Origin of the sequence: Cellulomonas cellasea (assembly GCF_006538745.1) — a bacterium.
GTDB lineage: Bacteria > Actinomycetota > Actinomycetes > Actinomycetales > Cellulomonadaceae > Cellulomonas_A > Cellulomonas_A cellasea.
Map to the genome: position 1 here is coordinate 211,913 of NZ_BJLR01000030.1, position 26,940 is coordinate 238,852.

A 26,940-nucleotide genomic window follows, 5' to 3' on the forward strand; every position below is an offset into this window, starting at 1 on the left:
TCAGGGCCGGCGCCTTCGTCGCGTCCGGGGCACGCTCGCCGGTCCCGGCCGAGACCCGTGCGGGCGGCCGGCGCCGCCGCCCTCGGCTCTCGCGGCGCGGTGACGGATGCGACCCTCCTCGGCCGCGGCGCCTGCCCCCGGACATGACGAAGGCGTCACCCCCCCTGCGGGGCGACGCCTTCGTTCTCTTCCGACCCGACGGTCTCAGCCCGCTGCGGCGGTCCATGCCTCCCGCAGCGTCGCCGGGACCGTGGGTCGGAAACCTGCCTCGCGCAGCGCGCGGTCGAACGCGTGCGCGGCACCGGCCACGTCGCCGTGCCCGAGGAAGCGGTCGCCGAGCTCGCGCCACGCCGCTGCCGACTGCCGGGTCGCGGACATCATGCCGAGCATGTCCGCCGCCCAGCGGTACGCCCGCGCCGCACCGGCGACGTCCTCCCGGGCGTGCAGCGCATCGCCGAGCGCGAGCTGGGCGACCGCGGTCTCGAGGCGCGGCTGGTCGCCGAGGCGGCGCAGCGCCTCGCGGGCGCTCGTCTCGGCGATCTCGACGTCGCCCAGCACGAGGTGCGCGCGCGAGCGCTCCACGTCGACGCGCGACAGCTCGATCTCGGAGCCGATCGCGAGCAGGTCGGGCAGCGCGCGGTCGAGCTGGCGCAGCGCCTCGTGCGGCTCGGCCGGCTCGCTCCGCAGGAGCAGCCACGCGTAGTTGAGCCGCAGACGCGGGAGGTCGCGACCCATCTCGCCCTCGCCCAGCAGCGCGAGCGCGCGCTCGGTGTACCGCTGTGCGAGCGGGTAGTCCCGGCGCTGCTCGGCGACCAGGGCGGCGTTCCAGTACACGCTGCCCCGTCCGCGCGGGCTGCCGAGGGCCTCGGCCTGCCGGACCAGCTCCGCGGCGCGGTGCGTCGCGTAGAGGAGGTCGCCGCGCTCGACGTAGGCCCACAGGACCGTCGAGGCGAGGCGCAGGTGCTCGTCGGTACCGGACATCCCGGCGGCCTCGAGCTCGCCGAGCACGCGCTCGCCGACCTCGACCGCGCGGTGCATGTCACCGGCCTCGAGGTAGGACGCGACGAGCCCGGTGGCGACGGCCGCCGAGTCGAGGTTGTGCGTGCGGGCGCGGGCGTCGTCGAGCAGCGGCTCGAGGATCGCGACGGCGGCCTCGAGGTCGCCGAGCGCCTCGTGGGCACGCGCCAGAGTCATCAGGGCGTCGACGCGGACGGCGTTCGTCACGCTCGCCAGGTCGATCGCCGCGATGCGCGCCCGGGCGCCGGCGGGCTCCCCGGCGCTGAGGTCGAGCTTGGCGTAGTCGATCTCGAGCCGGGCGCGGGCCTCGTTCGGACCGTCGTCGCCGTGCTTGAGGTACTCGACGGTCGACCCGAGCCGCTCGGCGAGCACGCTGAGCGCGGAATCCGTGGGCTCGCGGCGTCCGGCCTCGATCAGCGAGATGTAGCTGGGCGAGAAGGAATCGCCCGCGAGGGCGGTCTGGGAGAGCCCCGCAGCGAGCCGCGCCTGCCGGACGCGGTCAGCGATCGTCGTCATAGTGCGTCACTGTCCCTGTGACGGCTGGGAAATACCGCCCCTGACAGCGGGCGAATTTCCGACCACGTGGTAGCGGACGATGGGGCGCCCGCCACCACGCCGGTCGCTGGGCCAGCCGGCGAGTCGGCGTGGCTCAGTTCATGTTCATGCGGCAGCAGCCCGTGGCGCCGCCCGACTGGATCGAGACGTCGCCGGCCTGCGCCGAGGCCGCAGCGGAGAAGGAGAGAACGGCAGCGAGCGCGAGGGCGGCGACGGTCTTGAGGGAAGTAGCCATGGGAGTGCTCCTGTCATAACGGGTTGACTTCGTGTCACGTCTATCATGACCGATCCCGGACGTGGAGTCGCCCCTTTCGCAGGCCTCTGGCACACGTCCGCCCAATCGAGTGACCCGCCCGAATCGGGCGTCGAGAATTCTCGTGCGTCGTCGCAGTTCAGCCGATCGGAGGAGTGTCAAGTCGACCCTGGTTATGGTGTCATAGGTGCCATGACCGGAGACAAGGACGCACTGGCGGCGCAGCTCGCCGCGGCGGTGGACGACGCGATCTCCGACAGTGCCCGGCACGACTGGGCGCAGCACCTGGCGCGTGAGCGCGTCCTCGTGGGACGGCAGGGGATCTTCTCGCCGCGGCTGCGACCGTTCGCCTACCAGCTCTCGTTCCGGCCCCCCGGGACCGCCGGAGCGGCCGCACCGCACCACGCGACCTGGACCGAGCTGCAGCACGAGCGCGCGACCGCACACGTCCTGCGGGCGACGTTCGGGCGCGCCGACCTCGAGCAGGTCGCCCACGGGCGCTGGATGTTCGTGCGCTTCCCGCGGGCCTACCTCGTCGGGGACCTGCCTGTGCCGGCCCGCCCCGACCGCCTCGTGATCGAGATCGCGGACAACGTCGAGGTCGACGCCGAGGTCATCGCGGGCGTCCGCCGGCTGCGCGAGCGTGGGTTCCGCGTCGCCATCCCCGGCTTCGTGAGCCGCCCCGGACAGCGCCGCCTCCTCCCCCACACCGACTTCGTCAAGATCGACGTCCGTGACCTCGACGTCGAGGGCCGCCCGGTCGTCGAGCTCGCGCGGTCCTACGGCGCGCTCCTCGTCGCCGAGTACATCGAGCACCCGTGGATGCTGCACCAGAGCCGCGACCTCGGCTTCGACCTGTTCCAGGGCAACCTGCTCGAGCCGTCGGCCACGCTCGACCGCTCGGCCGCCCGGCTGCTACGCCCCGTCGGCTGAACAGGTCCGCCTGACGCCTCGCGGCCTCGTCGCTCGGCTGGGCGTGCCCTGCGCACCCCGAGGAGCCCGCTCGGGAGGCGCGTCCGACGGGCCACCCGTGCCTGGCCGGGTTGCTCGGCCTGACCCTGGCACCTCGTTCGCATGCGCGAGGTGGGCGCGGCGCATTCCCCCGCAGGGCTCGTCGTCCCCCGCCGGGCCCGCCCGTCGCGACGCCTCGGCGCACTCGTCCCGGTGTCGGCGGCGACGCTACCTCCGCGAGACCCACCTCACACAAGTCGCGTCATCATCCGCGATGTGCACGCTCTCATCCGGTGTGACCCTCGCAGCGCCTGCCGCCGCACCCCGCGCCCACCGGCGACGCCACCCGCTGACCCAGGTGACCCCCCAGGCCGTCCCGGGCGAGGCCGTCCCGGCCCCGGGCGCTCGCATCCCCGTCGGGCGCCAGCCGATCACGAGCGCGGACGGGACCCCGCAGGCCTACGAGTTCCTCTACCGCTCCCTCGCCTCGGAACGCGTCGGGGTCGACCGCTGGGCCGCCGCGCAGCAGGACCTCGCGACCAGCGCCGTGCTGCACTCGGTGTTCGCGGACCGCGGTGTGGTGACCGCCGCGGGGGGTTGCCCGGCGTTCGTGAACGTGACCCGCTCGTTCCTCGTCGGGGCCCTCCCGCTGCCTGCGGACCCCGCACGGCTGGTCCTCGAGGTCGTCGAGTCGGTGCAGGTCGACGCCGAGGTGCTGGCGGGCGTGGCGCGGCTCCGGGCCGCCGGTTTCCGGATCGCGGTCGACGACTTCGTCGCCCTGCCGGACCAGGTGCGGCTGCTGCCCTACGCCGACTACGTCAAGATCGACCACCGCGACGTCGTGCGCCACGGTCAGCCGCTGGTGGACCTCGCCGCCCGCCACGGTGCCCGCCTCGTCGCCGAGCACCTGGAGACGACGGCCGCGCTCGACGCCTGCATCGCGGCGGGGTTCTCGCTGTTCCAGGGCGACGTGCTCGCACCGACGGTGGTGCTCCCGGGCGCGGTGCCGACGCACGCGATCCAGACCCAGGCGGTGCCGACGCACGGCATGGGGACGCAGGCGGTGACGGCGTAGGCGATGCCGGTTCCGGCGTCGGCGGTGCAGACGCGGGCCGTGTGCTTGCGCGGCCGTGGCGGCCCGGTCCGTGCTCGCGTCAGCGCGAGCCCGCTGCGGCCACCCGCAGCACCGCCCGCTCGACCGCGAACTGCGCGTCCCGGCTCTCACCCTTGACCTCCGCGTCAGCCTGCGCAACGGCGCTGATGGCCACGGCCAGCCCCTCGGGGGTCCAGCGCGCGAGGTCTCGCTGCGCGCGGTCGACCTGCCACGGCGCGAGTCCCAGGTCGCGGACCGCGCCCGAGCCTCGCCCGCGCACGGCCGCGACCTTCGCGAGCGTGCGCAGCTTGGCTCCGAGGGCCGCCACGATCGGCACGGGGTCGACACCGGTCGCGAGCGCGTGCCGCAGCAGCGCGACCGCGTTCCCCGCGTCGCCCTCGATCGCGGCGTCAGCCACCCGGAAGCCGGTCGCCTCGATGCGACCCCCGTAGTACCGCTCGACGGCCGCCTCGCCGATGATCCCTGTCGTGTCCGAGACCAGCTGGGCGCACGCCGCGGCGAGCTCGCGCAGGTCGCTGCCCACCGCGTCGACGAGGGCCCGGACCGCCTTGGCGTCCGCCCGGCGCTTCGCCCGGCGCAGCTCGGCCGTGACGAACGCGGACTTGTCGGAGTCCTTCTTGAGCGCCTCGCACGCGACGACGGGCCAGCGCGCGGCGCGCACGGTGTCCAGGAGCTTCTTGCCGCGCTGGCCGCCGCCGTGGCGCAGCACGAGCACGACGTCCTCCTGCGGCGCCGCCACGTAGGCGAGCGCGTCGGTGAGGAGCTCGTCGGTCGCGCGCTCGACGGACTCGACGACGACGACCCGGTCCTCGGCGAACAGCGACGGGCTCGTCACGACACCGAGGGTGCCCGACCCGTAGTCCGCGGCGTCGAGGCGCGTCACCTCGACCCCGGCGTCGCGCTCCCGTGCGAGCCCGACGAGCCGCTCGACCGCGCGGTCCGCGAGCAGGCCCTCGGACCCGGCGACCAGGACGACCGAGGCGAGCTCGACCTCGTCCCACCCGAGGCCCGGTGCGGCGGAGCGTGCCCCAGAGGGCGAACGGGTGCTGGAGCGGGTCGGGGTCGGCACGCGCCCAGCCTGCCATGCGACACCCACCTCGCCGTGGACCCCGTCCGGCCTCGCGGGCGCTCCTCGACTCGTCACGCGCTGACGACGAGTGGCGCTCGCGCACGGGCGGCGGGCTCGCTCACGGGCGGCGGGCTCGCTCACGGGTCCGTGCCGATCCCGAGCGCAGGGGCGGCCGACGGAGGCCGGGCTCGCGCGCGTGCGGCGCCCACTCCGCGCCGCGGGCGGTCCTCCGGGGCTGTGCCGCTTCCGTGGTCGAGGTCGCCGGGGGGACGGCCCAGGAGCAGGACGAGCGCGGCGACCGTGCCGGCGACGAGCAGCACGACGCCGAGCGCGCCCGGCGGCCACGCGACCTGAGCGCCCGGCAGCGACGCCGCGACGCGAGCCACCGAGGCGATCCACCAGCACGCGGCACCGGCGAGCTCGGCGAGGACGACGCCGCCGGCGTTCCACCACGGGGAGACGAGCGCCGCGAGCAGCCCGAGCACGGTCGCCGGCGCCACGGCCGGCGCGACGAGCACGTTGGCGGGCACGGCGTAGAGCGCGACCGTGGGGCTGAGGAGGAGCACGACGGGCGCGCACACGCTCTGGGCGGCGACGGGGACGGCGAGCGCGTAGGCGACGGGTGCGCGCACCGAGCCGGACCACCGGCGCGCGAGCGGCCCGGCGAGCAGGACGAGCCCCGACGTCGCCACGACCGAGAGCACGAACCCGAGCTCGCGCGCGAGCCACGGGTCGGCGACGAGGAGCACCACGACGGCCGCGGCGAGCGCCGGCACCGCCCGTGCGGGCCGGCCGAGCACGAGCGCGCCGAGCCCGACGGCGCCCATCGCCGCGGCGCGCAGCACGCTGGGCCCCGGGTGGACGAGCACCACGAACCCGAGCATCACCGCGCAGACGACCCCTGCGCGCGCACGCCGGGGCATCCCCGCGGCGCCGGTCAGCACGAGGACACCCGCGCCGACGATCGAGAAGTGGGCGCCCGAGACGGCGGTCACGTGCGTGAGCCCGGAGTCGCGCATCGCCTGGTCCAGGTCCTCCGGGAGCGCGGAGGTATCGCCGACCGCGATGCCGGGCACGAGCGCACGCGCGTCGGGGCCCAGCCCGGCGCACACGTCCCGGAGGCCGGACCGCACGGCGTCGACCGCGCGGAGCGCGACGCCCGGTGGTGCGACGATCTCGGCCAAGCCGCCCGCCTGGACCAGCGCCACCTCGCGTCGCCCGGCAGTGCCCGGCACGAGGCGACCCCGCACCGCGACGCGGCTCCCGTAGGTCGCCTCGGGCCACGGGACCCCGGTCAGGACGGCCACGGGCGCCGACGTCGCGCGGCGCTCCCCGCGGTGCTCGACCTGCTCGACGGCGATCGTCGCGCGGTACCGCGGCGGCGCGTCGGGTGGCCCGGAGCGCACCCGCTCGGTCTCCGACGTCAGCGTCCCGGTGAGGGTGACCGTCGCGCCGTCGCTCGCGAGCCCGTCGAGGTCGCCGGCGCCGCGGGCGGCCAACTGGCTCGCACCGGCGAGCAGCACCCCCGCGACCACACCGCACGTCAGGACGACCTGACCGGTCCGCACGCCCGCCGCGGGACGCCGTCGGGGGTCCACGGCGGCGCCCGGGCGGCCCGCGACGAGCACGCCGTCGACTCCGCGCCGGGCACGGCCCGCGCCGGTGACCGCACGACGGCCGCGATGTGCGCGGCTGCCGGCACGCGACGCGCTCCTCACGGCACGCACGACGACGGTCAGCGGCACGCTCGCCGCGCCGAGACCTGCGGCGAGGACCCACGGCACGGGAAGCACGACGAGGAGCGCTGCCGCCGCCCACGCCGCGAGTGCCGCCGGGACGAGCCGCAGGTCGAGCGGTCCCCTCACCTCAGACCCGGACCATCGGGGTGAGTCGCTCCAGGAGGGCGGGACCGATGCCCTCGACGTCGGCGAGCTCGTCGAGCGACCGGAACCGTCCGTGCTCCTCGCGCCACGCGACGATCCGCCCGGCGAGCACCGGACCGATGCCCGGCAGCTCGTCGAGCGCGCCCGCGTCCGCGGTGTTGAGGTCGAGCGGCCCCGCCGCGGACGCCGCCTCACCGCCGGGTCCCGGTCCGGCCGGGACAGCCGGCGCCGCCTCCCCCGCGGCGACGACCGCGACCTGCTCGCCGTCGACGAGCACCCGGGCGAGGTTGAGGCCCGCGAGGTCGGCGGAGGACGAAGGTCCACCGGCCGCCGTGAGGGCGTCGGTCACCCGGGACCCCTCGGGCAGCTCGACGATCCCCGGCCGCGCGACCTGGCCCACGACGTGCACGACGACCCGACGGGCGACGTCGGTCGGCGCGGGCTGCGCAGCGCCAGGTCCCGCCCCCGTGGTCGGCACCGGCTCGCTCGTGACCGCGGCTCCGATCGCCGCTGGGGCACCGGTCACCTCCGGGAGGTCGACCGCGTGCCCGACGTCCGGCACGAGGACGGACATCGACCGCACGACCACGACACCGGCGACGAGGGCGACCGCGAGGGAGGCGACGAGCCCGGCCCGGGTCGAGACGGCCCACCGCCGGGTCGGCGGTCCGGCGGCGACGTCGTCGCGCTCCAGCGGCGAGCCGTACCGCGCGGCGTACTCGTCCCGCGCGCGAGCGAGGCGCCTGGCCCCGGCCCGCTGCACGACGTCCTCGGCGCCCCGTCCGGTCGCGTCGGACCGGAACCGTCTGGCCGCGTTCCCTTCGCCGTCGAAGGATGCTGCGTCCGAGGTTCCGGTGTCCTCGACTGGTGTCGCGGCCGTACGTGGTCGCTCGTCGACCGCCCCGGGCGCCCACGAGCCGCGGCGCTCGCCTCCTCCCTCGCCGGGCTCCGGCAGCTCGGGCCATCGCGGTCGCACCGGCGAGGACAGCGCCTCGGCCCCGGACAACGGCAGACGCGCTCGCACTTCCTGAGGCTGCCCCTCGTGCACACGTCCAGCCCCCGGCACGGGCGCGAGCGCGCCTCCGCGTTCGTGTGCGGCTTCCCGCACGGGCGCGGCCCCGGCGACGGGAGCACGCACGGCCACGGGCTCGGGGACGGCAGGGCGGGGCAGACGCACCCTGCGCGTCGCGTCGGTCCACGGATCGAGGTCGTCTGGGGCGACCCGGGGTACGGGTGACGTCGCCGTGCCGAGCTCGTCCACCACCGCACCGGCGCCCTCCCCGCGCGCAGGCGAGCGTCCGGCACCCGAGGCCGCGCGCTCCCAGCTCGACGCCGCCTCGCGACCGGCCTCCCCACCCGGGTTCAGCCCGAGCGCCTCGCGTTCCGCCTGCCGTCCGGCGTCCGGGTGCTCACGCGCCACGTCCCCCGAGCCACGGTGCGGCGTCCAGCGCAGCGCGGCGTCGGAGCGGGGCGCCGGTGGGGTCAGCGCCTCAAGGCGGCGCCGGGCGGTGTCGGAGGGGTCGGGGGCTCGGACCATGCCGCGACCGTACGGACGGCCCGCGCAGGACCCGCCCCGGCCCCTCGTGCCGCGTACGGCACGCTGCCGGTCAGACGGCTGGGGGTGCGTCGGCGTCGGCGACGACGAGCGCGAGGACGCCGGGCCCCGCGTGCGCGCCGAGCACGGCGCTGACCTCGCACACCTCGACGGCGCACACGCTCTCGGCGAGCCGGGACCGGAGGGAGTCCGCGACCTCGGCGCCGAGGTCCGGCTGCCCGAGGTGGTGCACGGCGACGCGAGCGTGTCCGCGCCGCTGCACGTCGGCCACGACGAGGGCCTCGAGACGCTCGCGCGCGGCCCGGCGGGTGCGGACCTTCTCCGCGACCTCGATCCGGCCGGCGCGCATCGCGAGGATCGGGCGCAGACCGAGGACCGTGCCGAGCGCGGCGGCCGTCGCACTGAGCCGGCCGCCTCGGCGCAGGTGGTCGAGCGAGTCGACGAGGAACCAGGCGTGCGCGTCGGCGGCGACCTGACGCGCCCGCTCGGCGACCGCCGCGCCGTGGGGCAGCGGCGCGGGCTCGGCGACGACGGGGGCGGGCGCCCGGTCGCGGCGACGCCCGAGCGCGGAGTGCCAGGTGCGCGTCCCCGCGACGGGCGGGGCGGGATCGGGGGCGTCGAGCGGCACGCCGCCGCGGGCCAGCCGGGCGGCCGAGAGCACCGCGAAGCCGAGGCCCATCGCGACCGAGCGCGAGTCCACGACGTGCACCGGCAGCGGCGCGGCGAGCGCCGCGAGCTGGGCGCCGCGCACCGTGCCCGAGAGGTCCCCCGAGAGGTGCACCGACACGATCTCGCGCGCCCCGCCGGCCGCCGCCCGCGCGTAGGCGTCGGCGAACGCGGCGGGTGACGGCTGGGAGGTCGTCACGCGCTGACCCGCCCCGAGCGCGGCCGTGAGCGCGGCCGGGTCGAGGTCCCGTCCCTCGTGCAGGCGCTCGCCGCCGAGGACGACCTCGAGCGGGACGACGACGATCCCCCACCGCTCGAGCTCGTGCGCGGGCAGCGACGCGGTCGAGTCGGTCACGACGGCGACCGGCGGCGGCGCAGGCTCACGCCGGCCCGCGCCGCGCCGCGTGCGGTCCGGCACGGCGGTCAGGCCGGGACGACGTTGACCAGGCGCGGCGCCCGGATGATCACCGTGCGGACGTCCCGCCCGGCGAGCGCGCGCTGGACGCCCGGGTCGGCGAGCGCGAGCTCGCGCAGCGCGTCCTCGGCGATGTCGGCCGGGACCTCCGCGCGGCCACGCACCTTGCCCTGCACCTGGAGCACGCACGTCACGGTGTCCTCGACGAGGTGCTTCTCCTCGGCGACCGGGAACGGCTCGTGCGCGAGGGACTCGGTGTGCCCGAGCCGCGACCACAGCTCCTCCGCGATGTGCGGCGCGACCGGCGCGGTCATGAGCACGAGCGGCTCGACCGCCGCACGCGGGACGGCCGGGAGGCTGGTCAGGTGGTTGTTGAGCACGATGAGCTTGGCGATCGCGGTGTTGATCCGCATCGCCTCCATGTCGGTGCGGACGTCCGCGATGGTCCGGTGCAGCACGCGCAGCGTCTCGGCGGACAGCTCGTCCTCGGTGACGACGAGCGCCCCGGTGGTCTCATCGACCACGTTGCGCCACAGGCGCTGCAGGAAGCGCTGCGCACCGACGACCGCGCGGGTCTCCCACGGGCGCGACAGGTCCAGGGGACCCATCGACATCTCGTAGACCCGCAGCGTGTCCGCGCCGTACTCGGCGTACATCTGGTCGGGCGTGATCATGTTGCCCTTGGACTTGCCGATCTTGCCGTACTCGCGCTGGACCTCCTGGCCGTTCCACGAGAAGCCGCTCGGCACCGACGTGTCCTCGACCACCTCGGTCGCCTCGACGTACACGCCGCGCGCGTCCCGGTAGGCCCAGTCCTGGATGTAGCCCTGGTTGAACAGCTTGCGGAACGGCTCACGGCTGCTGACGTGGCCCAGGTCGTACAGCACCTTGTGCCAGAAGCGCGCGTACAGCAGGTGCAGCACCGCGTGCTCGACACCGCCCACGTAGAGGTCGACGCCGCCGGCGCCGTGCGTGTCGGCCGCGTTGTGGCCGGGGCCCATCCAGTACTGCTCGAGCGCCGGGTCGACGACCTGCTCGGTGTGCGACGGGTCGAGGTAGTGCAGGTAGTACCAGCACGACCCGGCCCAGTTGGGCATGGTGTTGGTGTCGCGCCGGTAGGTGCGCGGTCCGTCGCCGAGGTCGAGCGTGACGTTCACCCAGTCCTCGTTGCGGCCCAGCGGCGCCTCGGGCGAGGACTCGGAGTCCTGCGGGTCGAACGTGCGCGGCGCGTAGTCCGGCACCTCGGGCAGGTTGACCGGCAGCGACGCGTCGGGCAGCGCGATCGGCAGGTCGTTCTCGTCGTAGACGATCGGGAACGGCTCGCCCCAGTACCGCTGCCGGCTGAACAGCCAGTCGCGCAGGCGGTACGTGATCGTGCCCTCGCCGAGGCCCTCCGCGACGAGCCAGTCGACGATCGTGCGCTTCGCGGCCGCGACGTCGAGCCCGTCGAGGCTCACGGTGTCGTTGGACGAGTTGATGATGGCGCCGTCGCCGGTCCACGCACCGCCCTCGAAGCCGACGGGCGGCTCGACGGTGCGGACGACGGGCAGGTCGAAGGCCTCCGCGAAGGCGAAGTCCCGCTCGTCGCCGCCCGGGACGGCCATGATCGCGCCGGTGCCGTAGCCCATGAGCACGTAGTCGGCCGTGAACACCGGGATGCTCGCGCCGTTCACGGGGTTGGTCGCGTGGATGCCGGTGAACACGCCGGTCTTGCGGCCGGCGTCGGCCTGGCGCTCGATCGCGCTCTTCGCGGCCGACTCGCGCCGGTACGCGGCGACGGCCTCGGCGGGCGACGCGTGGCCGCCCGTCCAGGCGTCCTTCGTGCCGTCGGGCCACCCGGCGGCGACGTCATCGAGCAGCGGGTGCTCGGGCGAGACGACCATGAACGTCGCGCCGAACAGCGTGTCGGGGCGCGTCGTGAAGACCTCGACGGACGTGCGCTCCGTACCGTCCGGGCCGGGCACCGGGAAGCGCACGCGGGCGCCCTCGGAGCGGCCGATCCAGTTCCGCTGCATCGACGCGACCTTCTCGGGCCAGTCGATGAGCTCGAGGTCGTCGATCAGGCGGTCGGCGTACGCGGTGATCCGCATCTGCCACTGCCGCAGCGTGCGCTGGAACACCGGGAAGTCGCCGCGCTCGGAGCGGCCCTCGGAGGTGACCTCCTCGTTGGCCAGCACCGTGCCGAGGCCCGGGCACCAGTTGACCGGGGTCTCCGAGACGTACGCGAGACGGTGGGCGTCGACGACGCGGCGGCGGGCGACCGCGTCCAGGTCCGCCCACGACGCGCCCGCGGGGACGCCGCCGATGCCGCTCGGCACCGGGCGCGCACCGGACTCCAGCGACTCGACGAGCGTCGACACGGGACGCGCGGCACCACGTCCGCCGTCGGGCCGCACGGCGTCGGCGTCGTACCAGGACTCGAAGATCTGCAGGAAGATCCACTGCGTCCAGCGCACGTAGCCGGGGTCGATCGTCGCGAACGTGCGTCGGGGGTCGTGGCCCATCCCGAGGCGGCGCAGCTGGCGCGCCATGATCTCGATGTTCGCCTCGGTCGTCGTGCGCGGGTGCTGGCCCGTCTTGACCGCGTACTGCTCGGCGGGCAGGCCGAACGCGTCGTAGCCGAGCGCGTGCAGCACGTTGTCGCCGAGCATGCGGCGGAACCGCGAGACGACGTCGGTGGCGATGTACCCGAGCGGGTGCCCGACGTGCAGGCCCGCGCCCGAGGGGTACGGGAACATGTCCATCACGAAGAAGGGCCGCCGCTCCGGCTCGGCGTTGCGGCCCTGGGCGTCGGTCAGCGGGCCGGTCGGGTTCGCCGCGTAGAACGTCCCGCGCCGCTCCCACTCGTCCTGCCAGCGGAGCTCGAGCTCGTCGGCTGCCGCCGCGGTGTAGCGGAACGGCACGTCGTTCGGCACGGGGGCATCGGGAGCGGGGTGCGAGGGAGCCTGCGAAGTCACGTGCAAAGGCTACCGGCGCGCAGCGACCGAGGTCGCCGCGCGCCGGTAGCCGGGCGTGCGGGGGCGGAGCGTCAGCGCGAGGCGCGCATCTCCGCGACGAGCGGGCACTGGAACGGGTCGCGGGCCTGCAGGCCGACCTCGTTCAGGTAGCGCACGACGATCCGGTACGACTGCATCAGCGTCGTCTCGGTGTAGGAGATGTTCTTGTCGGCGCAGAACTGCCGCACCATCGGCTGGACCTTCTTGAGCGCCGGGCTCGGCATGCTCGGGAACAGGTGGTGCTCGATCTGGTAGTTCAGGCTGCCCATGAACAGGTCGACCGCGCGGCCGCCGGAGATGTTGCGGCTGAGCAGGACCTGACGACGCAGGAAGTCGATCTTCATCGACGCGGGGACGACCGGCATGCCCTTGTGGTTCGGCGCGAACGAGGCGCCCATGTAGACGCCGAAGATCCCGAGCTGCACACCGAGGAAGGCGAACGCCATGCCGACCGGGAGCAGCCAGAACACGAGTGCGAGGTAGCCGCCGAGGCGCAGCGTCACGAACGCGATCTCGACGGGCCGGCGCTTGACCTCGCCGCGGCCGAAGATCGTCTTGACGCCGGAGATGTGGAGGTTGAGGCCCTCGAGGAGCAGGAGCGGGAAGAAGAACCAGCCCTGACGCTTCGCGAACCAGCCGGCGAGGCCGGTGCGCTCCTTCGTGAGGTTCTCGGTCGTGAAGACCAGCACGCCCGGGTCGATGTCACCGTCGGCGCCGAGGGTGTTCGGCTTCGCGTGGTGCTTGCTGTGCTTGTGGTTCCACCAGCCGTAGCTCATGCCGGCGTACAGGTTGGCGATCACGAGGCTGGCCCAGTCGTTCCACTTGCCCGACTGGAAGATCTGGCGGTGCGCGGCGTCGTGGCCGAGGAACATGACCTGGCCCAGCACGATCGCGAGGACCGCGGCGACGACGAGCTGCCACCACGTCGGGCCGAGCAGGACGAACGCGGCCACGAGGCCGGCGAGCATCGCGGTCAGCACCACGAAGCGGGTCCAGTAGTACGCGTAGCGGCGCTTCATGAGCCCCGCCTCCTGGACCATGCGGGTGAGCTCGGTGAACTCGCTCACCTGGCGCTCTCGGGGGCTGCGGGCCGTGGGGGCCTCGTCGGGGACGCGGCCGTCGTTCAGCGTGCTCGTCATAGAGGGAGCCTCGTGCTCATCGGGGGTGACGCGATGCCCGACAAGGCAGCACATCTGATCAGGTCCAGTTCACCATAGCCTGAGACTCTGTGCGATCCGGGGGTTTGCGTCGTCCGTCACGAATGTCCGGTCCGGATCTCAGCAGCCGGTCACCCGGACGAGGACGCCGCGCTGCTCCCCCGCTCCGCGCGGCGGCGTCCGGTGCCGGACCTCCGTCGCGTCGCAGCACCCGGCGGCCCGGCAGGGCCCGCCCTAGACTCCGGCCATGCCCGACGACGTGCCCGGACCCGACGCCCTGCCCGAGCCCAGCGCGACCCCGGCCGGCGCCGCGGCGGACAGCATCCCGGTCCGGGACGCGGGGCCCTCGGGACCGGCGACGCCGTCGGTCGCGGAGCTGCGCGCCGCCGCCGCGGCAGCACGCGCGGAGGCAGCCCAGGCGCGTGCGGAGGCCGCCGAGGCCCTGGCCGACGCCGCGCAGGCAGCCGCCGACGCCGCCGAGCACGCCGCCGCTCCCGCCGCGGTCGCGGCTTCGGCCGCCGCTCCCCCGGTGGCACGTCCGGCGGGCTCCGCGCCGTCGCTCTCGCCGTGGGCGGCCGCGGTCGCCGCGGGCTACCGGTTCGCGGGCGGGAGCGTCCCGCTGGGCGCGCTCGTCGAGGACGGCGTCGCGACGGCGGGAGCACCCGTCGGGCTGCCGCTCGCGATGATGAACCGGCACGGGCTCGTCGCGGGCGCGACGGGCACCGGGAAGACCAAGACGCTCCAGGTGATGGCCGAGCACCTCTCCGAGGCCGGCGTGCCGGTGTTCGTGGCCGACGTGAAGGGCGACCTGTCCGGCCTCGCGGCGCCGGGGGTGTCCAGCGAGAAGCTCCTCGAGCGGACCGCGAGCATCGGGCAGGAGTGGGCCGCGCGCGCCTACCCCGTCGAGCTGCTCACGCTCGGCGGGCTCGGGCAGGGGACGCCGATCCGCACGACCGTGACCGACTTCGGGCCGCTCCTGCTCAGCAAGGTGCTCGGGCTCAACGCCACGCAGGAGTCGAGCCTCGGGCTGGTGTTCCACTGGGCCGACGCCCAGGGGCTCGCACTGCTGGACCTCAGGGACCTGCAGGCCGCGCTGGCGTACCTCGTCGGGGACGAGGGCAAGGCCGAGCTGCGCGGGATCGGCGGGCTCTCCGCGGCCACGGCCGGCGTCATCCTGCGGGAGATCGTCGGACTGCAGGCGCAGGGTGCCGACGTCTTCTTCGGGGAGCCCGCGTTCGACGTGAGCGACCTGCTGCGGCGCTCGCCCGACGGGCGCGGGGTGATCTCCGCGCTCGAGCTGCCGGCCGTGCAGGACCGCCCCGCACTGTTCTCGACGTTCCTCATGTGGCTGCTCGCCGAGCTGTTCCAGGTGCTGCCCGAGGTCGGCGACGTGGCCGAGCCGCGGCTCGTGTTCTTCTTCGACGAGGCGCACCTGCTGTTCACCGACGCCTCCGACGACTTCCTCACGCAGGTCACGCAGACGGTCCGGCTCATCCGCTCGAAGGGCGTGGGCGTCTTCTTCGTGACGCAGAGCCCGAAGGACGTGCCGCCCGACGTGCTCGCGCAGCTCGGGAACCGCGTGCAGCACGCCCTGCGCGCGTACACCCCGGACGACGCCAAGGCGCTCCGGGCCGCGGCGCGCACGTTCCCGACCTCGCCCTACGACCTCGAGGAGCTCCTGACGACGCTCGGGACCGGCGAGGCGGTCGTCACGGTGCTGGGCGAGGAGGGCGTCCCGACGCCGGTCGCGTGGACCCGGTTGCGCGCACCGCAGTCGCTCATGGCGCCCGCGCCCGCGGACGTGCTGGCCGCCGCGGTCTCCGGGTCGCCGCTCGCCGCGCGGTACACCCAGGCGGTCGACCGCGAGTCCGCGTACGAGCTGCTGCAGCGCCGGGCCAAGGCGACCGCGCGCGAGCAGGAGGCCGCGGAGGCGGCCGAGCGTGCGGCCGAGGAGGCGCGCGACCGGGCGTCGGCCGCGCAGCGCGAGGCCGCGGACCGCGCGAAGGAGCTCGAGCGCATCGAGCGGGACCTGCGCCGGGGCTCCGGGACGTCGTCGCGCCGCTCCGGCGCGTCGCGCGGGTCCGGCGCGTCGCGCGGGTCCGGCGCGTCGCGCGGGTCCGGCGCGTCGCGCCGCACCAGCACGTCGAGCCCGCTGGACAGCTTCCTGCGGTCCGCCGGGACCCAGCTCGGGCGCGAGATCACCCGCTCGATCTTCGGCACGCGCCGGCGCTGAGGCGTCGCTCGGCGCCTCGGCCCGCCACGGACCGGGGTGCGGGTCGGCGCGCGCGCGGCAGCGTGCGGCGGGTCGGCCGCGAGGTCGGCGGCTCGGCGGCTCAGCGCGCGGCGGGCTCGGGTGCGGACGTGCCGCCGACCACGGCTTCGTCGTGTGCGGCAGGGTGACCGGCCGCGGCGGGCGCAGGCGTGCGCCCGACCGTCACGACCACGACGAGCCCGACCAGCGTGAGCCCGGCACCGACCCACGCGGGTGCGAGGTAGCCGAGGCCGCCCGCGATGACGAGCCCGCCGAGCCACGCGCCGCTCGCATTGCCGAGGTTGAGCGCCGAGTGGCACAGCGCGGCGCCGAGCGACGGCGCCGCCGGGGAGACGTCCATGAGCCGGGTCTGCAGCGAGATCCCGAGGATCTGCGACGCGACGCCGAGCGCGACGATCGACGCGACGGCCAGCACGGGGTTGCGGCCGGTCAGCCCGAGGGCGCACAGCACGACCCCCGTGCTGACGAAGCCGACGAGCACGGTGCGCAGCACGGCCCGGTCGGCGAGGCGTCCGCCGACGAGCGTCCCGACGGTCATGCCGACGCCGAACAGCGCGAGGACGAGCGGCACCGTCGCCTCACGCAGGCCGGTGACCTCGGTGAGCAGCGGTGAGACGTAGGAGTAGACGGCGAACATGCCGCCGAAGCCGATCGACCCGGCTCCGGCCGCGATCCAGAGGCTGCGGTTGCGCAGCGCCGCGAGCTCGGTGCGCACGCTCGTGCCCTCGCTCACGGGCAGGCCGGGCGTCCAGCGCAGCAGCGCCCCGAGGGTCACGAGCCCGAGCACGCCGACGAGCCCGAACGCGAGCCGCCAGCCGAGCTGCTGGCCGACGACCGTGGACAGCGGGACGCCGACCACGTTCGCGATCGTCAGGCCCGCCATCATCATCGACACGGCCTGGCCGCGGCGCTCGGCCCCGGCGACGTGCGTGCCCATGACCGCACCGACCCCGAAGAACGCGCCGTGCGGCAGCCCGGCGACGAACCGCGCGACGACGAGCCAGCCGAGGCTCGGGGCGAAGGCGGCGAGCACGTTGGCGGCCGTGAACGCGGCCATGAGGCCGAGCAGCAGCGTGCGGCGGTCGACGCGCGCGGCGAGAGTCGTCAGGAGCGGGGCGCCGACCACGACGCCGAGCGCGTAGGCGGTGATGACCCAGCCGGTGGTCGGGATGCTCGCGCCGAGGTCGCGCGCGACGAGCGGCAGGAGGCCCATCGTCGCGAACTCGGTCGTGCCGATGCTGAAGCCGCCGAGCGCGAGCGCCAGGAGCGCGGGGCGCGTGCGGTGCGGACGCGGAGCCGCAGCGCCGGCGGCCGGGGTGACGCCGGGCGCCGTGGGCGGCGCCGCGGCGGAGGCGGGCGGCGCCGTGTCGAGCAGGTGGTCCACGGGTGCTCCTCGGATGGCGTCCGGGAACCCGTGGTGAAGGGCGCCCGATCTGTGTCGAATCGATTCGATCTCGCCGAGCGCAACTCCGTCGTCCACTGCGGTGATGTACGGCCAGGCTACCCCGCCGGGGCGGGGACCAGCCAGATGGCGCCCGCGCCGGCCTGGCCGAGCTCGACCGCCCGCTCCTCCCCCGGCTCGCCGTCGAGCGGTGCGTGCACCTGGACCGCGACGACGCCGGCCGCGGCGCGCAGCGCCACGACGTGCACCCGCGCGTCGAGCACGAGGCCGACGGACGCGAGGTAGCGCAGCAGCTCGGGGTCCGCGTCGGAGATGCGCGCGACGACCCAGTCGCCCCCCCTCGAGCCCCCACAGCACGCGCGCTGCCGGGCTCGGGACCGCGCCGTCGCGCGTCGGGATGGGGTCGCCGTGCGGGTCGCGGGTCGGGAAGCCGAGGCGGGCGTCGATCCGGTCGACCAGCAGGTCGGAGACCGCGTGCTCGAGCACCTCGGCCTCGTCGTGCACCTCGTCCCACCCGTAGCCGAGCTCGTTCACGAGGAAGGTCTCGAGCAGGCGGTGCCGGCGCACCATCGCGAGCGCGTGCGCGCTGCCCGCCTCGGTGAGCTCGACGGCGCCGTAGCGGGCGTGCGACACGAGCCCCTGGTCGCCGAGCCGGCGGACCGTCTCGGAGACCGTCGAGGGCCCGACGCCGATCCGCTCGGCGAGCATCTTGGTCGTGACCGGCGCGTCCGACCACTCCTGCGCCGACCAGATCACCTTGAGGTAGTCCTGCGCCACGGCGGTCAGCGCGCTCGGCTCGGGGCTCACGGCGCCAGCCTAGGCGCGACGAGCTCGCGTCCCGGCGCGGCTCCCGCACCTCGCTCGCCGTCCCGGGAGGTGCGCGACGAGCGCCGCAGCAGGCCCGTGCGCGGCGCGAACGCGTACGCCGCGGTGAAGACGATCCCCTGCGCGACGACGACCATGCCCGCGCTCGACGCGTCGAGGTAGTAGCTCGCGTAGAGCCCGACGACCGCGCACGCGCCCGCGAGCACCGGCGCGATGACGAGCATGCGGCTCATGCGCTCGGTCAGCAGGTACGCCGTCGCGCCCGGGATGATGAGCATCGCGACGACGAGCACCACGCCGACCGCCTGGAGCCCGACCACGACGGTGACCGCGAGCAGCCCGAGCAGCAGGCCGCCGAGCACGCGCGGGGAGATCCCGACGGCGTGCGCGTGCGTGCGGTCGAACGCGTAGAGCGTGAGGTCCCGGCGCTTGAGCACGAGCACCGCGAACGTCAGGACGCCGAGCCCGACGACCTGCGCGATGTCGACGTCCGCGACGCCGAGGACGTTGCCGAACAGGATGTGGCCGAGGTCGACCTGGCTGGGCGTCGTGGAGACCAGCACGATGCCGAGCGCGAACAGCGTCGTGAAGACCACGCCGATCGACGTGTCCTCGCGCAGGCCCGACGTCTCGCGGACGAGCCCGATGAGCGCGACCGCCCCGACCCCGAAGACGAGGGCGCCGACGGCGAACGGCAGCCCCACGAGGTAGGCGAGCACCACGCCGGGCAGCACCGCGTGCGCGACGGCGTCCCCGAGCAGCGACCAGCCGATGAGCACGAGCCAGCACGACAGCAGCGCGCACACGACCGCGGCGACGCCGGTCACGAGCAGGGCGCGCTGCATGAACTCGTAGCCCCAGGGCGCGGCGAGCCAGTCGAGCACCGTCATCGGGCACCTCCGAAGGCCAGGGCGAGGTTCTCGGGCTGCAGGACGACCTCAGGTGCGCCGCGCACGAGCACGCGCCGGTGCAGCAGGACCGCGTCGTCGGCGAGCGCCGGGAGCCCGGCGAGGTCGTGCGTCGAGACGAGCGCCGAGACCCCGCCGGCGACGAGGTCGCGCAGCAGCGCGGTGATCGCGGCCTGCGAGGACACGTCGACGCCCGCGAACGGCTCGTCGAGCAGCAGGACCCGGGCCTCCTGGGCGAGGCAGCGCGCGACGAACGCCCGCTTGCGCTGACCGCCCGAGAGGCGGCCGATCTGGCGGTCCGCGAGCGCCGTGAGCCCGACCCGCTCGAGCGCCGAGTCGACGGCCTCGCGGTCGGCCGCCCGCAGGCGGCGCAGGGGCCCGAGGCGCCCGTACCGGCCCTGCGCGACGACGTCGCGCACCGAGAGCGGGAACGTCCAGTCGACGTCCTCGGCCTGCGGGACGTACCCGAGCAGCGCCCGGCGCCGCGCCTGCGCGCCGTCGTGGCCGAGCACCGCGATGCTGCCCGCGTCGGGCCGCACGATGCCCATGACGGCCTTGAGCAGCGTCGACTTGCCCGAGCCGTTGGTGCCGACGAGGCCCGTGAGGCGGCCCGCCTCGACGACGAGGTCGACGCCGTCGAGCGCGAGCACGTCGCGGTAGCGCACGGTCAGGCCGCGCACGGCGAGCGCCGGGGTCGCCGTCCCGCCGGCCGCGCCGCTCGCCGGGTTCGCCGTCCCGCCGGCCGCGTCGGTCGCCGGGGTCGCCGTCCCCGTCCCGTCAGCCGCGCCCGGCGGCACCGCCTTGCCGGTCGTGCCGGTCGTGCCGGTCATGACGTCTCCTCGCCGGTCAGGCCCTCGATGATCGTGTGGACGTCGTGCTCGAGCAGGTCGAGGTAGGTCGGGACGGGGCCGTCGGGCTCCGAGAGGGAGTCGACGTAGAGCACGCCGCCGAGCCGCGCCCCGGTCTCACGCGCGACCTGCTCCTGCGCCGTCGGCGACACGGTCGACTCGCAGAACACCGCGGGGACGTCGCGGTCGCGCACGAGGTCGATCGCGCGCGCGACCTGCTGCGGGGTGCCCTGCCGCTCGGCGTTGACGGGCCACAGCGACGCCTCGGCCAGCCCGGCGTCCCGCGCGAGGTAGGAGAACGCGCCCTCGCACGTCACGAGCGCGCGCTGCTCGGGGTCGAGGCCGGCGAGCTCGTCGCGCAGGCGCTCACCGAGCACGGTGACCTGCGCGGCGTAGGCGGCGGCGTTCGCCCGGTACTCGTCGGCGTGCGCGGGGTCGAGGTCGACGAGAGCGTCGGCGATGTTGGCCACGTACGTCGCGGCGGCGTCGGGGGACATCCACGCGTGCGGGTTCGCGTGCCCCTCCGCAGCGCCGCTCGCGATGGGCACCGTCTCGATGCCGTCGGTCAGGGTCACGTGCGGTGCGTCGACGCGGTCGACGAAGCGGTGGAACCACGCCTCGAGGCCGAGCCCGTTGTCGAGGACGAGGTCGGCGTCCTGCGCGCGCCGCAGGTCGTCCGGGGTCGGCTCGTAGCCGTGGATCTCGGACCCGACCTTGGTGACCGACTCGACGCGCACGTGCCCGCCGCCGACGACGCGCGCCATGTCGGCGAGGACCGTGAACGTCGCGAGCACCACGGGGCGGTCGTCGCCCGGCGCCGCCGCTGCCGCGGCGCGCTCCCCCGGACCGGTACAGCCGGCGAGCACCAGCGCCGCGGTTCCCGCGAGCAGTGCCAGCCGGCGCACCGGGGTCGTGCGAAACTGAGAGTTCGGCATGCCGAACATCCTGCCACGGTGCTGTGCACCTGCCACCGGAGCGGGGTGTGTCGGCGAGGCCCGGACTGCCCTCTCACCCTCGCCGTCAGCCCAGGCTCGACGCCGACCCTCGCCCCGTCCCCCGCACCGACGGCACGCCGCCGTCGACCCCGGGTCGCGCCGGCGTCAGGGCGTCGGCGCTCCCGCCGCCCCGGCGATCTCGTCCGGCACCGCCGAGACGGGCACCGGGCGCGGCCACGCGACGCGCGGACCGACCGACACCGCGGCGTCCGTCCCCACCTGGACCAGCTGGTAGTCGAGCAGGCGCGCCTCGTCCGGGTCGAACCGCAGGACCGTGAGCTCGGCCGTGCTGCGCAGCGGGCCGACGGTCGGCTGGCCCGGCGCCGCGCCCGCGGTGCTCGCGCTCACGTAGCGCATCCCGGCACCGACCTGCTCGGGTCCCGACCGGACGTGCTTGTGCCCCGAGAGCTGCGCGGGGACGCAGCCACGCTCGAGCGCCGCGTCCCCGATCGGCGGGGTGTGGATGAGCAGGAGGTCGACGCGCTCGTCGTCGCACGCGACGTCGGCCAGCCGCTGGCGCGCCTCGCTCGGCGACTCGACGCCCGACGGCGACGTCCCGGCGCCGATCCGGGTCTCGCGCGGGTCCCGGTCGCCGAGGATCCGCACGCCGGCGACCTCGACGACCTCGCCGCCGAGGACCGTCGCCCCGGCCCTGCGGTAGGCCGCCTCGGTCTCGCGGGAGTCGTGGTTGCCGGGCGACACCACGACCGGCACGCCGCCCGCCGCGCGCGCGAACGTCGTGACGCAGTACTGCTCGACCGCGGTGCCGTCGATCGTCGTGTCGCCGCCGTCGAGCAGCACGTCCGCGCCCGCGAGCTCGACGAGCGAGCGGATGACCGGCGCCATCCCGACGTTGCAGTGCAGGTCGGAGACGAGCACGAGGACGACCGGCTCGGCGGCGTCGTCGTCCTCCTGCGCGTCCGCCGTCGGGGTCGGGGTCGGGCTCGGGGACGGGCTCGCCGAGGCGTCGGCGGTGCCGGGCGACGCTGACGGGCCCGTCGCTGCACCGGGAGCGCCCGGAGCGGACGGGGACGCGGTCGCCGTCGTCCCCGTCATCTCCGTCGTCCCCCCGGGCACGGTGAACGCGGCCTGCTCGGCGTGCTCGGCCTGCGCGGCCTCGATGCGCGCCGAGCGCTCGGCCCACGCGTCCCCGAGCGACTCCTCGGCCTTCGCGTAGAACTCGGTGTTCGACCGGTACGCCTCGACGGCGTACGAGCCGTAGGTGTCGATCACGCCGCCGAGCCGGCCCGTGACCCGGGCGCCCTCGAGCGGCGTCCCCGCGAACACGGCGGACGCGACCGGCTGCGACTCGCGCGCCGCACCGCCCGTGCTCGCGGTCAGCACCCCAAGGCCGACGGCGACGACGGTTCCACCCGCGACGAGCCGGCGCGCCTGCGGTGCGAGGACGGCGGCGAGCTCGTCGCGGCGCGCGTGACCGAGCAGCGCGCGCCCGAGCACGACGAGCACCGTCACCGCCGCGAGAGCGCCGAGCGTGCGCCACAGCGCGTCGGTCACCAGCGCGCGCACGGCGTCCTGCAGGGTCGCCTGCGGACCGGCGAAGAACTGCAGGTAGCCCTGCAGGTCGCTGCTGAGCGCCGTGAGCGTCGTCGCGGGGTCGACCGCCGTGACGCCCGACGGGATCTCCTGGACGGTCACGCGCGCGCCCAGACCGAGCGGCACCGGGGAGTCGATCTCGAGCGTGCCGAGCGGGCCCAGGTCGAGCGTGACGGTGCCGTCGGTCGTGACGTCGTAGCGCGCCTCGTGCGGCCCGAGGCTCAGGTCGGCGGTCGCGGTCGTGACCCCGAAGACGAGCGCCCCGAGCAGCACGAGGAGCGCGGGCACCCCGAGGCGCAGCCACGCCGGCAGCCGGGGCGCGGTGTCCTCGCGCGCCGGCGCGTCGTCCGCGGTCGCGTGCGCCGCGGGGTCCGGCCTGGTCATGCGTCGAGCCTAGGTCGGGCGTCCGGGCCGATCGAGCACGGGACCGGGTGGACCTGCGGGTGGAACCGGGCTCGGCACACGGCCGCGTCCCGCGCGGTGGCAGCAGGGGTGCGTGCGAGGACCGGCCCGCGGGCGGACCGGTCCCCGTGCGCCCGGCTCAGCGGCGCGAGTCCCGCCACGCGACCCACTCGCGGGTCAGCGAGAGGTCGTAGTCCGGTCCCCCGGCGCTCGTGGTGAACAGGGTCACCCCGGCCGCGACGAGCTCGTCGGCGACCTCGCCGGGAGGCGCCTGCACCGCGACGGAGCGCTCGACCTGCGTCGCGTCGCGCCCGACGGCCTCGCCGTGCTCGTCGAGGATCGCGCTCTTGCGCCGCAGCGTCTCGACGTCGCCGAACGAGTGCCACGCGTCGGCGTGCTGCGCGACGATCCGCAGCGTCTTCTTCTCCCCGCCGCCGCCGATCAGGATCGGGATCTCCCGCGTCGGCGCCGGGTTCGACCTCTGCCACCGCGCCTTGATCCGCGGCAGCGCCTCGCCGAGGTCCGCGATCCGCGAGCCCGCGGTCCCGAACTCGTAGCCGAACTCGTCGTAGTCCTTCTCGAACCAGCCGGCGCCGATCCCGAGGATCAGGCGCCCACCCGAGATGTGGTCGACCGTCCGGGCCATGTCCGCGAGCAGCTCGGGGTTCCGGTAGGAGTTGCAGGTCACGAGCGCACCGATCTCGACGCGGCTCGTCTGCTCGGCCCACGCGCCCAGCATCGTCCAGCACTCGAAGTGCTTGCCGTCGGGGTCGCCGTAGAGCGGGAAGAAGTGGTCCCAGTTGAAGATGATGTCGACGCCGGCGTCCTCCGCGGCGCGCACGGCGTCGCGGATCTGGGCGTAGTCGGCGTGCTGCGGCTGGAGCTGGACCCCGATACGGATGTCATGCGTCATGCGAGGGACCCTAGGGCTCGCGGGCGCGCGTCACATCTCGCACGGGCTGCGTCCCGACGACCGGTCCCCGGGCGTCACTGGTACGTGACGAGGTCCGGCACCGGCTGGACCTGCATGGTCTGCACCGGGTCGAGCATGGGGACGTCCTCGTCGTAGAAGTTCTTCCAACCCCACCGCAGCTGCGGCTGGGCGCCCTCGCGCAGCCGCGCCCACGTGCCGGCCTTCGCGGGCTGCCCGCCCTGGCCGTCGACGTGCACGAGCAGCGCGAGCTCGTCGTGGCTCAGGTCGAGGCGCTCGCGCTCGGCGACCATGCGCGGCTGGAACTGGTGCAGGACGAGCATCTTCTGCGGCAGGGCGCGCTCGCGCGTGAACGTCGCGAGCCACGCGATCACGGCGTTGACCTCGTCGACGCCGACCGAGCCGATCTGGCGCAGGTGCACCTGGTCGGGGCCGAGCCGCCACTCGGGGTCGAGCGCGAGCCCGACGTGCGGGAGCGCGAGCAGCTCGGCGTACGCCTGCGCCTGCGTCACGAAGTCGGTGCGTCCGGGCTGCAGGTCGAGGACGACGAGCATCCCCGCGGCCCCGGCGGCGTCGACGAGCGGGCGCAGGTCCTCCACGGCGCGGCGGCGCGAGTAGCTGCCGTCGGCCTCGGCGCCGCTCGACGCGATCGTCGCGATGATCTCGAGCGTCGGGACGACGGTGTCCGACGTCAGGGTGCGGTACGGCGCGGCATGGCCCTCGGCGCGCGCGAGCGTCGCGGGCACGTCCTGCTCGCCCAGCACCCCGAGCGCGCCCGTGCCCGGGGTCCCGTAGAGCGCGACGTACCGCTTGCCCGGCTGGCCGGGCAGTGTCGGGAACACGAGCTGGCCGCCGCCCGGCAGCTGCACGCCCGTCGCCGCCGACGCGACGCGGGGCGCGAGCAGCTCGGGGGTCCCGAACGCCGAGCCGAGCGCGAGCACCGCCTGCGGGGCGGCCGCGGCGACGGCCTCGACGCTCGCGGCGGTCGCGCGCGGGTCGCCGCCGGGCACGACGGTGACCGGGACGCCCGCGGCGCGGGCGGTCGCGACCGCCGCGAGGTGCGCGGGCGAGCCGTCGGTGAGCACGAGCGCGCCGGCGGGTGCGGCCGGACGCTCGACGGGCGGGAGCGCGGACGCCGACGGGTCCGCGGAGCCGCGGTCGGTCGGCGCGGACGAGCCGCTCGACCCGGGACCCCCGCTCGCGGTGGCGCCCGGTGCCGCGGGGTCCTCGGGCGCGGCCGTGGTGGCGGGGTCCGCGGGCGCCGCCGGGGGCGCGTCCGGCACGAGCACCGCGGTCCCCTCCGCGGCGAGCCCGACGACGGCCGTGACCTCCTGGCCCGCGGGGACCGGCTGGACGTCGCCGAAGGGTGCGGCGGCGGCGTCCGCGAGCGCGTCCGGCAGTGCGTCGACCTCCTCGGGCCCGACGACCGGCGCCACCGCGTCGACGTCGGCGCCCGCGGGGAGCGTAGCCGCCCCGAGCGTCAGCGCCGCGCGCGCCCCGAGCCGCTCGAGCTCCGCGGTCAGGTCCGCGTCCGGGACGCCCGCGCCGGTCAGCAGCACCGGGGCGCCGAGCCGGACCGCCCCCGACGCCGCGAGCAGGACCGCACGCGCGTCGTCCGCGGGGGCCAGGACGACCGCTGGGGCGGTGGTGAACAGCGCACGGCTGGTCGCGAGCGCGACCGCCTCCGGCGCGCCGTCGGGCACGAGCGTCACGGGAGCGCCGGGGGCCTGCGCCTGCGCTGCGAGGCGCTCCGGCGACGCGCTCGCGCTCGCCCCGTCCGTGCGGCTGGGCCCGGGTGCCGGGTCCGCGGTGCAGGCGGCGAGCGCGACGACAGCTCCGACGGCCACCACCGCGAGCGCGGCCCGACCGGGGCGGCGACGGCTCGGCGCGGACAGGTCGGCAGGTCCTCGGAACGGCACAGCTCTCCCGGGTGACGAGGTCGTGGACGTCGCCACTCTAGGTCGCCGGGCACACCGGGGCAGACCGGACGGTCGCCTTCCGCCGCCGGCCGGCGCGGGACCGGGCGCGTGCGCCGACCGGGCAGCCCGCCGCCCGCCGGGAGAGGATCGGGCCATGGCCGACGAGCACACCACCGCGGGGTCCTACGTGACGCCGGGCAGCGAGTTCACGCGCGACATGCGCTACATCCCGACCCGCATCACCGCCGACGGGCGCGACGGCTACCCCGTCGAGGCCGGCCGGTACCGGCTCGTCGTCGCGCGCGCGTGCCCCTGGGCGAACCGCTCGATCATCGTGCGGCGCCTGCTCGGGCTCGAGGACGCGATCTCGCTCGGGGTCTGCGGCCCGACGCACGACGCGCGCTCGTGGACCTTCGACCTCGACCCCGGCGGCGTCGACCCGGTGCTCGGCATCGAGCGGATCCAGGACGCCTACCTCGCGCGGTTCCCGGACTACGACCGGGGCATCACGGTGCCGGCGATCGTCGACGTGCCGACCGGGCAGGTCGTCACCAACGACTTCGCGCAGATGACGCTCGACCTGTCGACCGAGTGGACGGCGTTCCACCGCGACGGCGCGCCCGACCTGTACCCGCAGGCCCGCCGCGACGAGATCGACGAGGTCATGCTGGGGGTGTTCCGGGACGTCAACAACGGCGTGTACCGGTGCGGGTTCGCGGGCTCGCAGGAGGCGTACGAGCGCGCGTACGACCGGCTCTTCGCCCGCCTCGACCGGCTCTCCGAGCGCCTCGCCACGCAGCGCTACCTCGTCGGCGACACGATCACCGAGGCCGACGTCCGCCTGTTCACGACGCTCGCGCGGTTCGACGCCGTCTACCACGGGCACTTCAAGTGCAACCGGTCGAGGCTCACCGAGATGCCGGTGCTGTGGGCGTACGCGCGCGACCTGTTCCAGACGCCGGGGTTCGGCGACACGACCGACTTCCAGCACATCAAGGAGCACTACTACGTGGTGCACGAGGACGTGAACCCGTCGCGCATCGTGCCGAAGGGCCCCGACCTGCGCGGGTGGCTCACGCCGCACGGGCGCGAGCAGCTCGGGGGGCGCCCGTTCGGCGACGGCACCCCGCCCGGGCCGGTGCGCCCCGGCGAGGCGGTCCCGGCCGCGCACACGGCCGCCGCGATGGCGGGGTGAGCGCGGGCGGCGCGACGGCGGGCCGAGCGCGGGCGGCGCGGGACCCGGCGCCGGCACC

Annotated in this window: 19 protein-coding genes; 4 read left to right on the forward strand and 15 right to left on the reverse strand. The window is 75.7% G+C overall.

Annotated elements, in window-relative coordinates; genetic code table 11:
• Positions 1-204 precede the first annotated feature (204 nt).
• Both CCE01nite_RS16240 and CCE01nite_RS21425 read right to left on the reverse strand, forming a co-directional pair.
• Positions 205-1,533, reverse strand: coding sequence for a helix-turn-helix domain-containing protein (locus CCE01nite_RS16240; protein WP_034628955.1), 1,329 nt, complete (start codon positions 1,531-1,533; stop codon positions 205-207).
• A gap of 133 nt (positions 1,534-1,666) precedes the next feature.
• Complete coding sequence (locus tag CCE01nite_RS21425) at positions 1,667-1,807, reverse strand: hypothetical protein (RefSeq protein WP_157464180.1); 141 nt, start codon at positions 1,805-1,807, stop codon at positions 1,667-1,669.
• A 210-nt stretch (positions 1,808-2,017) separates the two neighbouring features.
• Between CCE01nite_RS21425 and CCE01nite_RS16245 the strand changes: the two genes are divergently transcribed.
• Together CCE01nite_RS16245 and CCE01nite_RS16250 are read left to right on the forward strand one after the other, a co-directional pair.
• Complete coding sequence (locus CCE01nite_RS16245) at positions 2,018-2,758, forward strand: EAL domain-containing protein (RefSeq protein ID WP_034628957.1); 741 nt, start codon at positions 2,018-2,020, stop codon at positions 2,756-2,758.
• Between the two features lie 376 nt (positions 2,759-3,134).
• A complete protein-coding gene (locus CCE01nite_RS16250; protein ID WP_281282402.1) occupies positions 3,135-3,851 on the forward strand; it encodes an EAL and HDOD domain-containing protein in 717 nt (238 codons plus the stop codon).
• Between the two features lie 79 nt (positions 3,852-3,930).
• Here the strand turns inward: CCE01nite_RS16250 and holA are convergent, their stop codons facing one another.
• The 6 genes from holA to CCE01nite_RS16280 all read right to left on the reverse strand — a co-directional run bounded on the left by holA (position 3,931) and on the right by CCE01nite_RS16280 (position 13,613).
• On the reverse strand, positions 3,931-4,959 hold the full coding sequence (holA, locus tag CCE01nite_RS16255; RefSeq protein WP_084142633.1) for a DNA polymerase III subunit delta: 1,029 nt from the start codon (positions 4,957-4,959) through the stop codon (positions 3,931-3,933).
• Positions 4,960-5,096: 137 nt separating this feature from the next.
• Positions 5,097-6,824 carry a ComEC/Rec2 family competence protein gene (locus CCE01nite_RS16260; protein ID WP_052104025.1) on the reverse strand — a complete coding sequence of 576 codons (1,728 nt, stop codon included), beginning with the start codon at positions 6,822-6,824 and terminating at the stop codon, positions 5,097-5,099.
• A gap of 1 nt (position 6,825) precedes the next feature.
• Entirely contained in the window at positions 6,826-7,605 is a 780-nt protein-coding gene (locus tag CCE01nite_RS21845; RefSeq protein WP_034628961.1) for a ComEA family DNA-binding protein, read from the reverse strand.
• An 844-nt stretch (positions 7,606-8,449) separates the two neighbouring features.
• Positions 8,450-9,418 carry a DegV family protein gene (locus tag CCE01nite_RS16270; protein WP_141372675.1) on the reverse strand — a complete coding sequence of 323 codons (969 nt, stop codon included), beginning with the start codon at positions 9,416-9,418 and terminating at the stop codon, positions 8,450-8,452.
• Between the two features lie 68 nt (positions 9,419-9,486).
• Entirely contained in the window at positions 9,487-12,435 is a 2,949-nt protein-coding gene (gene leuS, locus CCE01nite_RS16275; protein WP_141372676.1) for a leucine--tRNA ligase, read from the reverse strand.
• A gap of 71 nt (positions 12,436-12,506) precedes the next feature.
• A complete protein-coding gene (locus CCE01nite_RS16280; protein WP_141372677.1) occupies positions 12,507-13,613 on the reverse strand; it encodes a fatty acid desaturase family protein in 1,107 nt (368 codons plus the stop codon).
• Between the two features lie 265 nt (positions 13,614-13,878).
• On the opposite strand from CCE01nite_RS16280, the gene CCE01nite_RS16285 reads away from it, so the two are divergent.
• Positions 13,879-15,864: a helicase HerA-like domain-containing protein gene (locus tag CCE01nite_RS16285; protein WP_141372678.1), complete on the forward strand. Its 1,986-nt coding sequence runs from the start codon at positions 13,879-13,881 to the stop codon at positions 15,862-15,864.
• 100 nt (positions 15,865-15,964) lie between these two features.
• Here the strand turns inward: CCE01nite_RS16285 and CCE01nite_RS16290 are convergent, their stop codons facing one another.
• The 7 genes from CCE01nite_RS16290 to CCE01nite_RS16325 all read right to left on the reverse strand — a co-directional run bounded on the left by CCE01nite_RS16290 (position 15,965) and on the right by CCE01nite_RS16325 (position 25,615).
• On the reverse strand, positions 15,965-18,112 hold the full coding sequence (locus CCE01nite_RS16290) for an MFS transporter (protein ID WP_428829504.1): 2,148 nt from the start codon (positions 18,110-18,112) through the stop codon (positions 15,965-15,967).
• Entirely contained in the window at positions 18,109-19,020 is a 912-nt protein-coding gene (locus CCE01nite_RS16300) for a metal ABC transporter permease (RefSeq protein WP_052104503.1), read from the reverse strand. The genes CCE01nite_RS16290 and CCE01nite_RS16300 overlap by 4 nt, the downstream gene beginning before the upstream one ends.
• Positions 19,017-19,868 (reverse strand): metal ABC transporter ATP-binding protein, encoded by an 852-nt coding sequence (locus CCE01nite_RS16305; RefSeq protein ID WP_084142991.1) that lies wholly within the window; start codon positions 19,866-19,868, stop codon positions 19,017-19,019. The genes CCE01nite_RS16300 and CCE01nite_RS16305 overlap by 4 nt, the downstream gene beginning before the upstream one ends.
• Positions 19,865-20,821, reverse strand: a complete 957-nt coding sequence (locus CCE01nite_RS16310; protein ID WP_052104505.1) for a metal ABC transporter substrate-binding protein — start codon at positions 20,819-20,821, stop codon at positions 19,865-19,867. Before CCE01nite_RS16310 ends, CCE01nite_RS16305 begins: the two co-directional genes overlap by 4 nt.
• Before the next feature lie 165 nt (positions 20,822-20,986).
• Positions 20,987-22,819, reverse strand: coding sequence for a metallophosphoesterase family protein (locus tag CCE01nite_RS16315; protein ID WP_084142992.1), 1,833 nt, complete (start codon positions 22,817-22,819; stop codon positions 20,987-20,989).
• Between the two features lie 157 nt (positions 22,820-22,976).
• Positions 22,977-23,750 carry an LLM class F420-dependent oxidoreductase gene (locus CCE01nite_RS16320; RefSeq protein ID WP_034635251.1) on the reverse strand — a complete coding sequence of 258 codons (774 nt, stop codon included), beginning with the start codon at positions 23,748-23,750 and terminating at the stop codon, positions 22,977-22,979.
• A gap of 74 nt (positions 23,751-23,824) precedes the next feature.
• Entirely contained in the window at positions 23,825-25,615 is a 1,791-nt protein-coding gene (locus CCE01nite_RS16325) for a hypothetical protein (RefSeq protein WP_141372679.1), read from the reverse strand.
• A gap of 226 nt (positions 25,616-25,841) precedes the next feature.
• On the opposite strand from CCE01nite_RS16325, the gene CCE01nite_RS16330 reads away from it, so the two are divergent.
• Positions 25,842-26,882: a glutathione S-transferase family protein gene (locus CCE01nite_RS16330; protein WP_141372680.1), complete on the forward strand. Its 1,041-nt coding sequence runs from the start codon at positions 25,842-25,844 to the stop codon at positions 26,880-26,882.
• The last annotated feature ends 58 nt before the right edge of the window (positions 26,883-26,940 follow it).

What these genes read in the sequence shown, in the direction of transcription:
- CCE01nite_RS16330 (WP_141372680.1), top strand. Translation starts at nt 25,842, where the DNA reads ATGGCCGACGAGCACACCACCGCGGGGTCCTACGTGACGCCGGGCAGC.
- CCE01nite_RS16320 (WP_034635251.1), bottom strand. Translation starts at nt 23,750, where the DNA reads ATGACGCATGACATCCGTATCGGGGTCCAGCTCCAGCCGCAGCACGCC.
- CCE01nite_RS16310 (WP_052104505.1), bottom strand. Translation starts at nt 20,821, where the DNA reads ATGCCGAACTCTCAGTTTCGCACGACCCCGGTGCGCCGGCTGGCACTG.
- CCE01nite_RS16300 (WP_052104503.1), bottom strand. Translation starts at nt 19,020, where the DNA reads ATGACGGTGCTCGACTGGCTCGCCGCGCCCTGGGGCTACGAGTTCATG.
- CCE01nite_RS16315 (WP_084142992.1), bottom strand. Translation starts at nt 22,819, where the DNA reads ATGACCAGGCCGGACCCCGCGGCGCACGCGACCGCGGACGACGCGCCG.
- CCE01nite_RS16240 (WP_034628955.1), bottom strand. Translation starts at nt 1,533, where the DNA reads ATGACGACGATCGCTGACCGCGTCCGGCAGGCGCGGCTCGCTGCGGGG.
- CCE01nite_RS16245 (WP_034628957.1), top strand. Translation starts at nt 2,018, where the DNA reads ATGACCGGAGACAAGGACGCACTGGCGGCGCAGCTCGCCGCGGCGGTG.
- CCE01nite_RS16305 (WP_084142991.1), bottom strand. Translation starts at nt 19,868, where the DNA reads ATGACCGGCACGACCGGCACGACCGGCAAGGCGGTGCCGCCGGGCGCG.
- CCE01nite_RS16280 (WP_141372677.1), bottom strand. Translation starts at nt 13,613, where the DNA reads ATGACGAGCACGCTGAACGACGGCCGCGTCCCCGACGAGGCCCCCACG.
- CCE01nite_RS21425 (WP_157464180.1), bottom strand. Translation starts at nt 1,807, where the DNA reads ATGGCTACTTCCCTCAAGACCGTCGCCGCCCTCGCGCTCGCTGCCGTT.
- CCE01nite_RS16285 (WP_141372678.1), top strand. Translation starts at nt 13,879, where the DNA reads ATGCCCGACGACGTGCCCGGACCCGACGCCCTGCCCGAGCCCAGCGCG.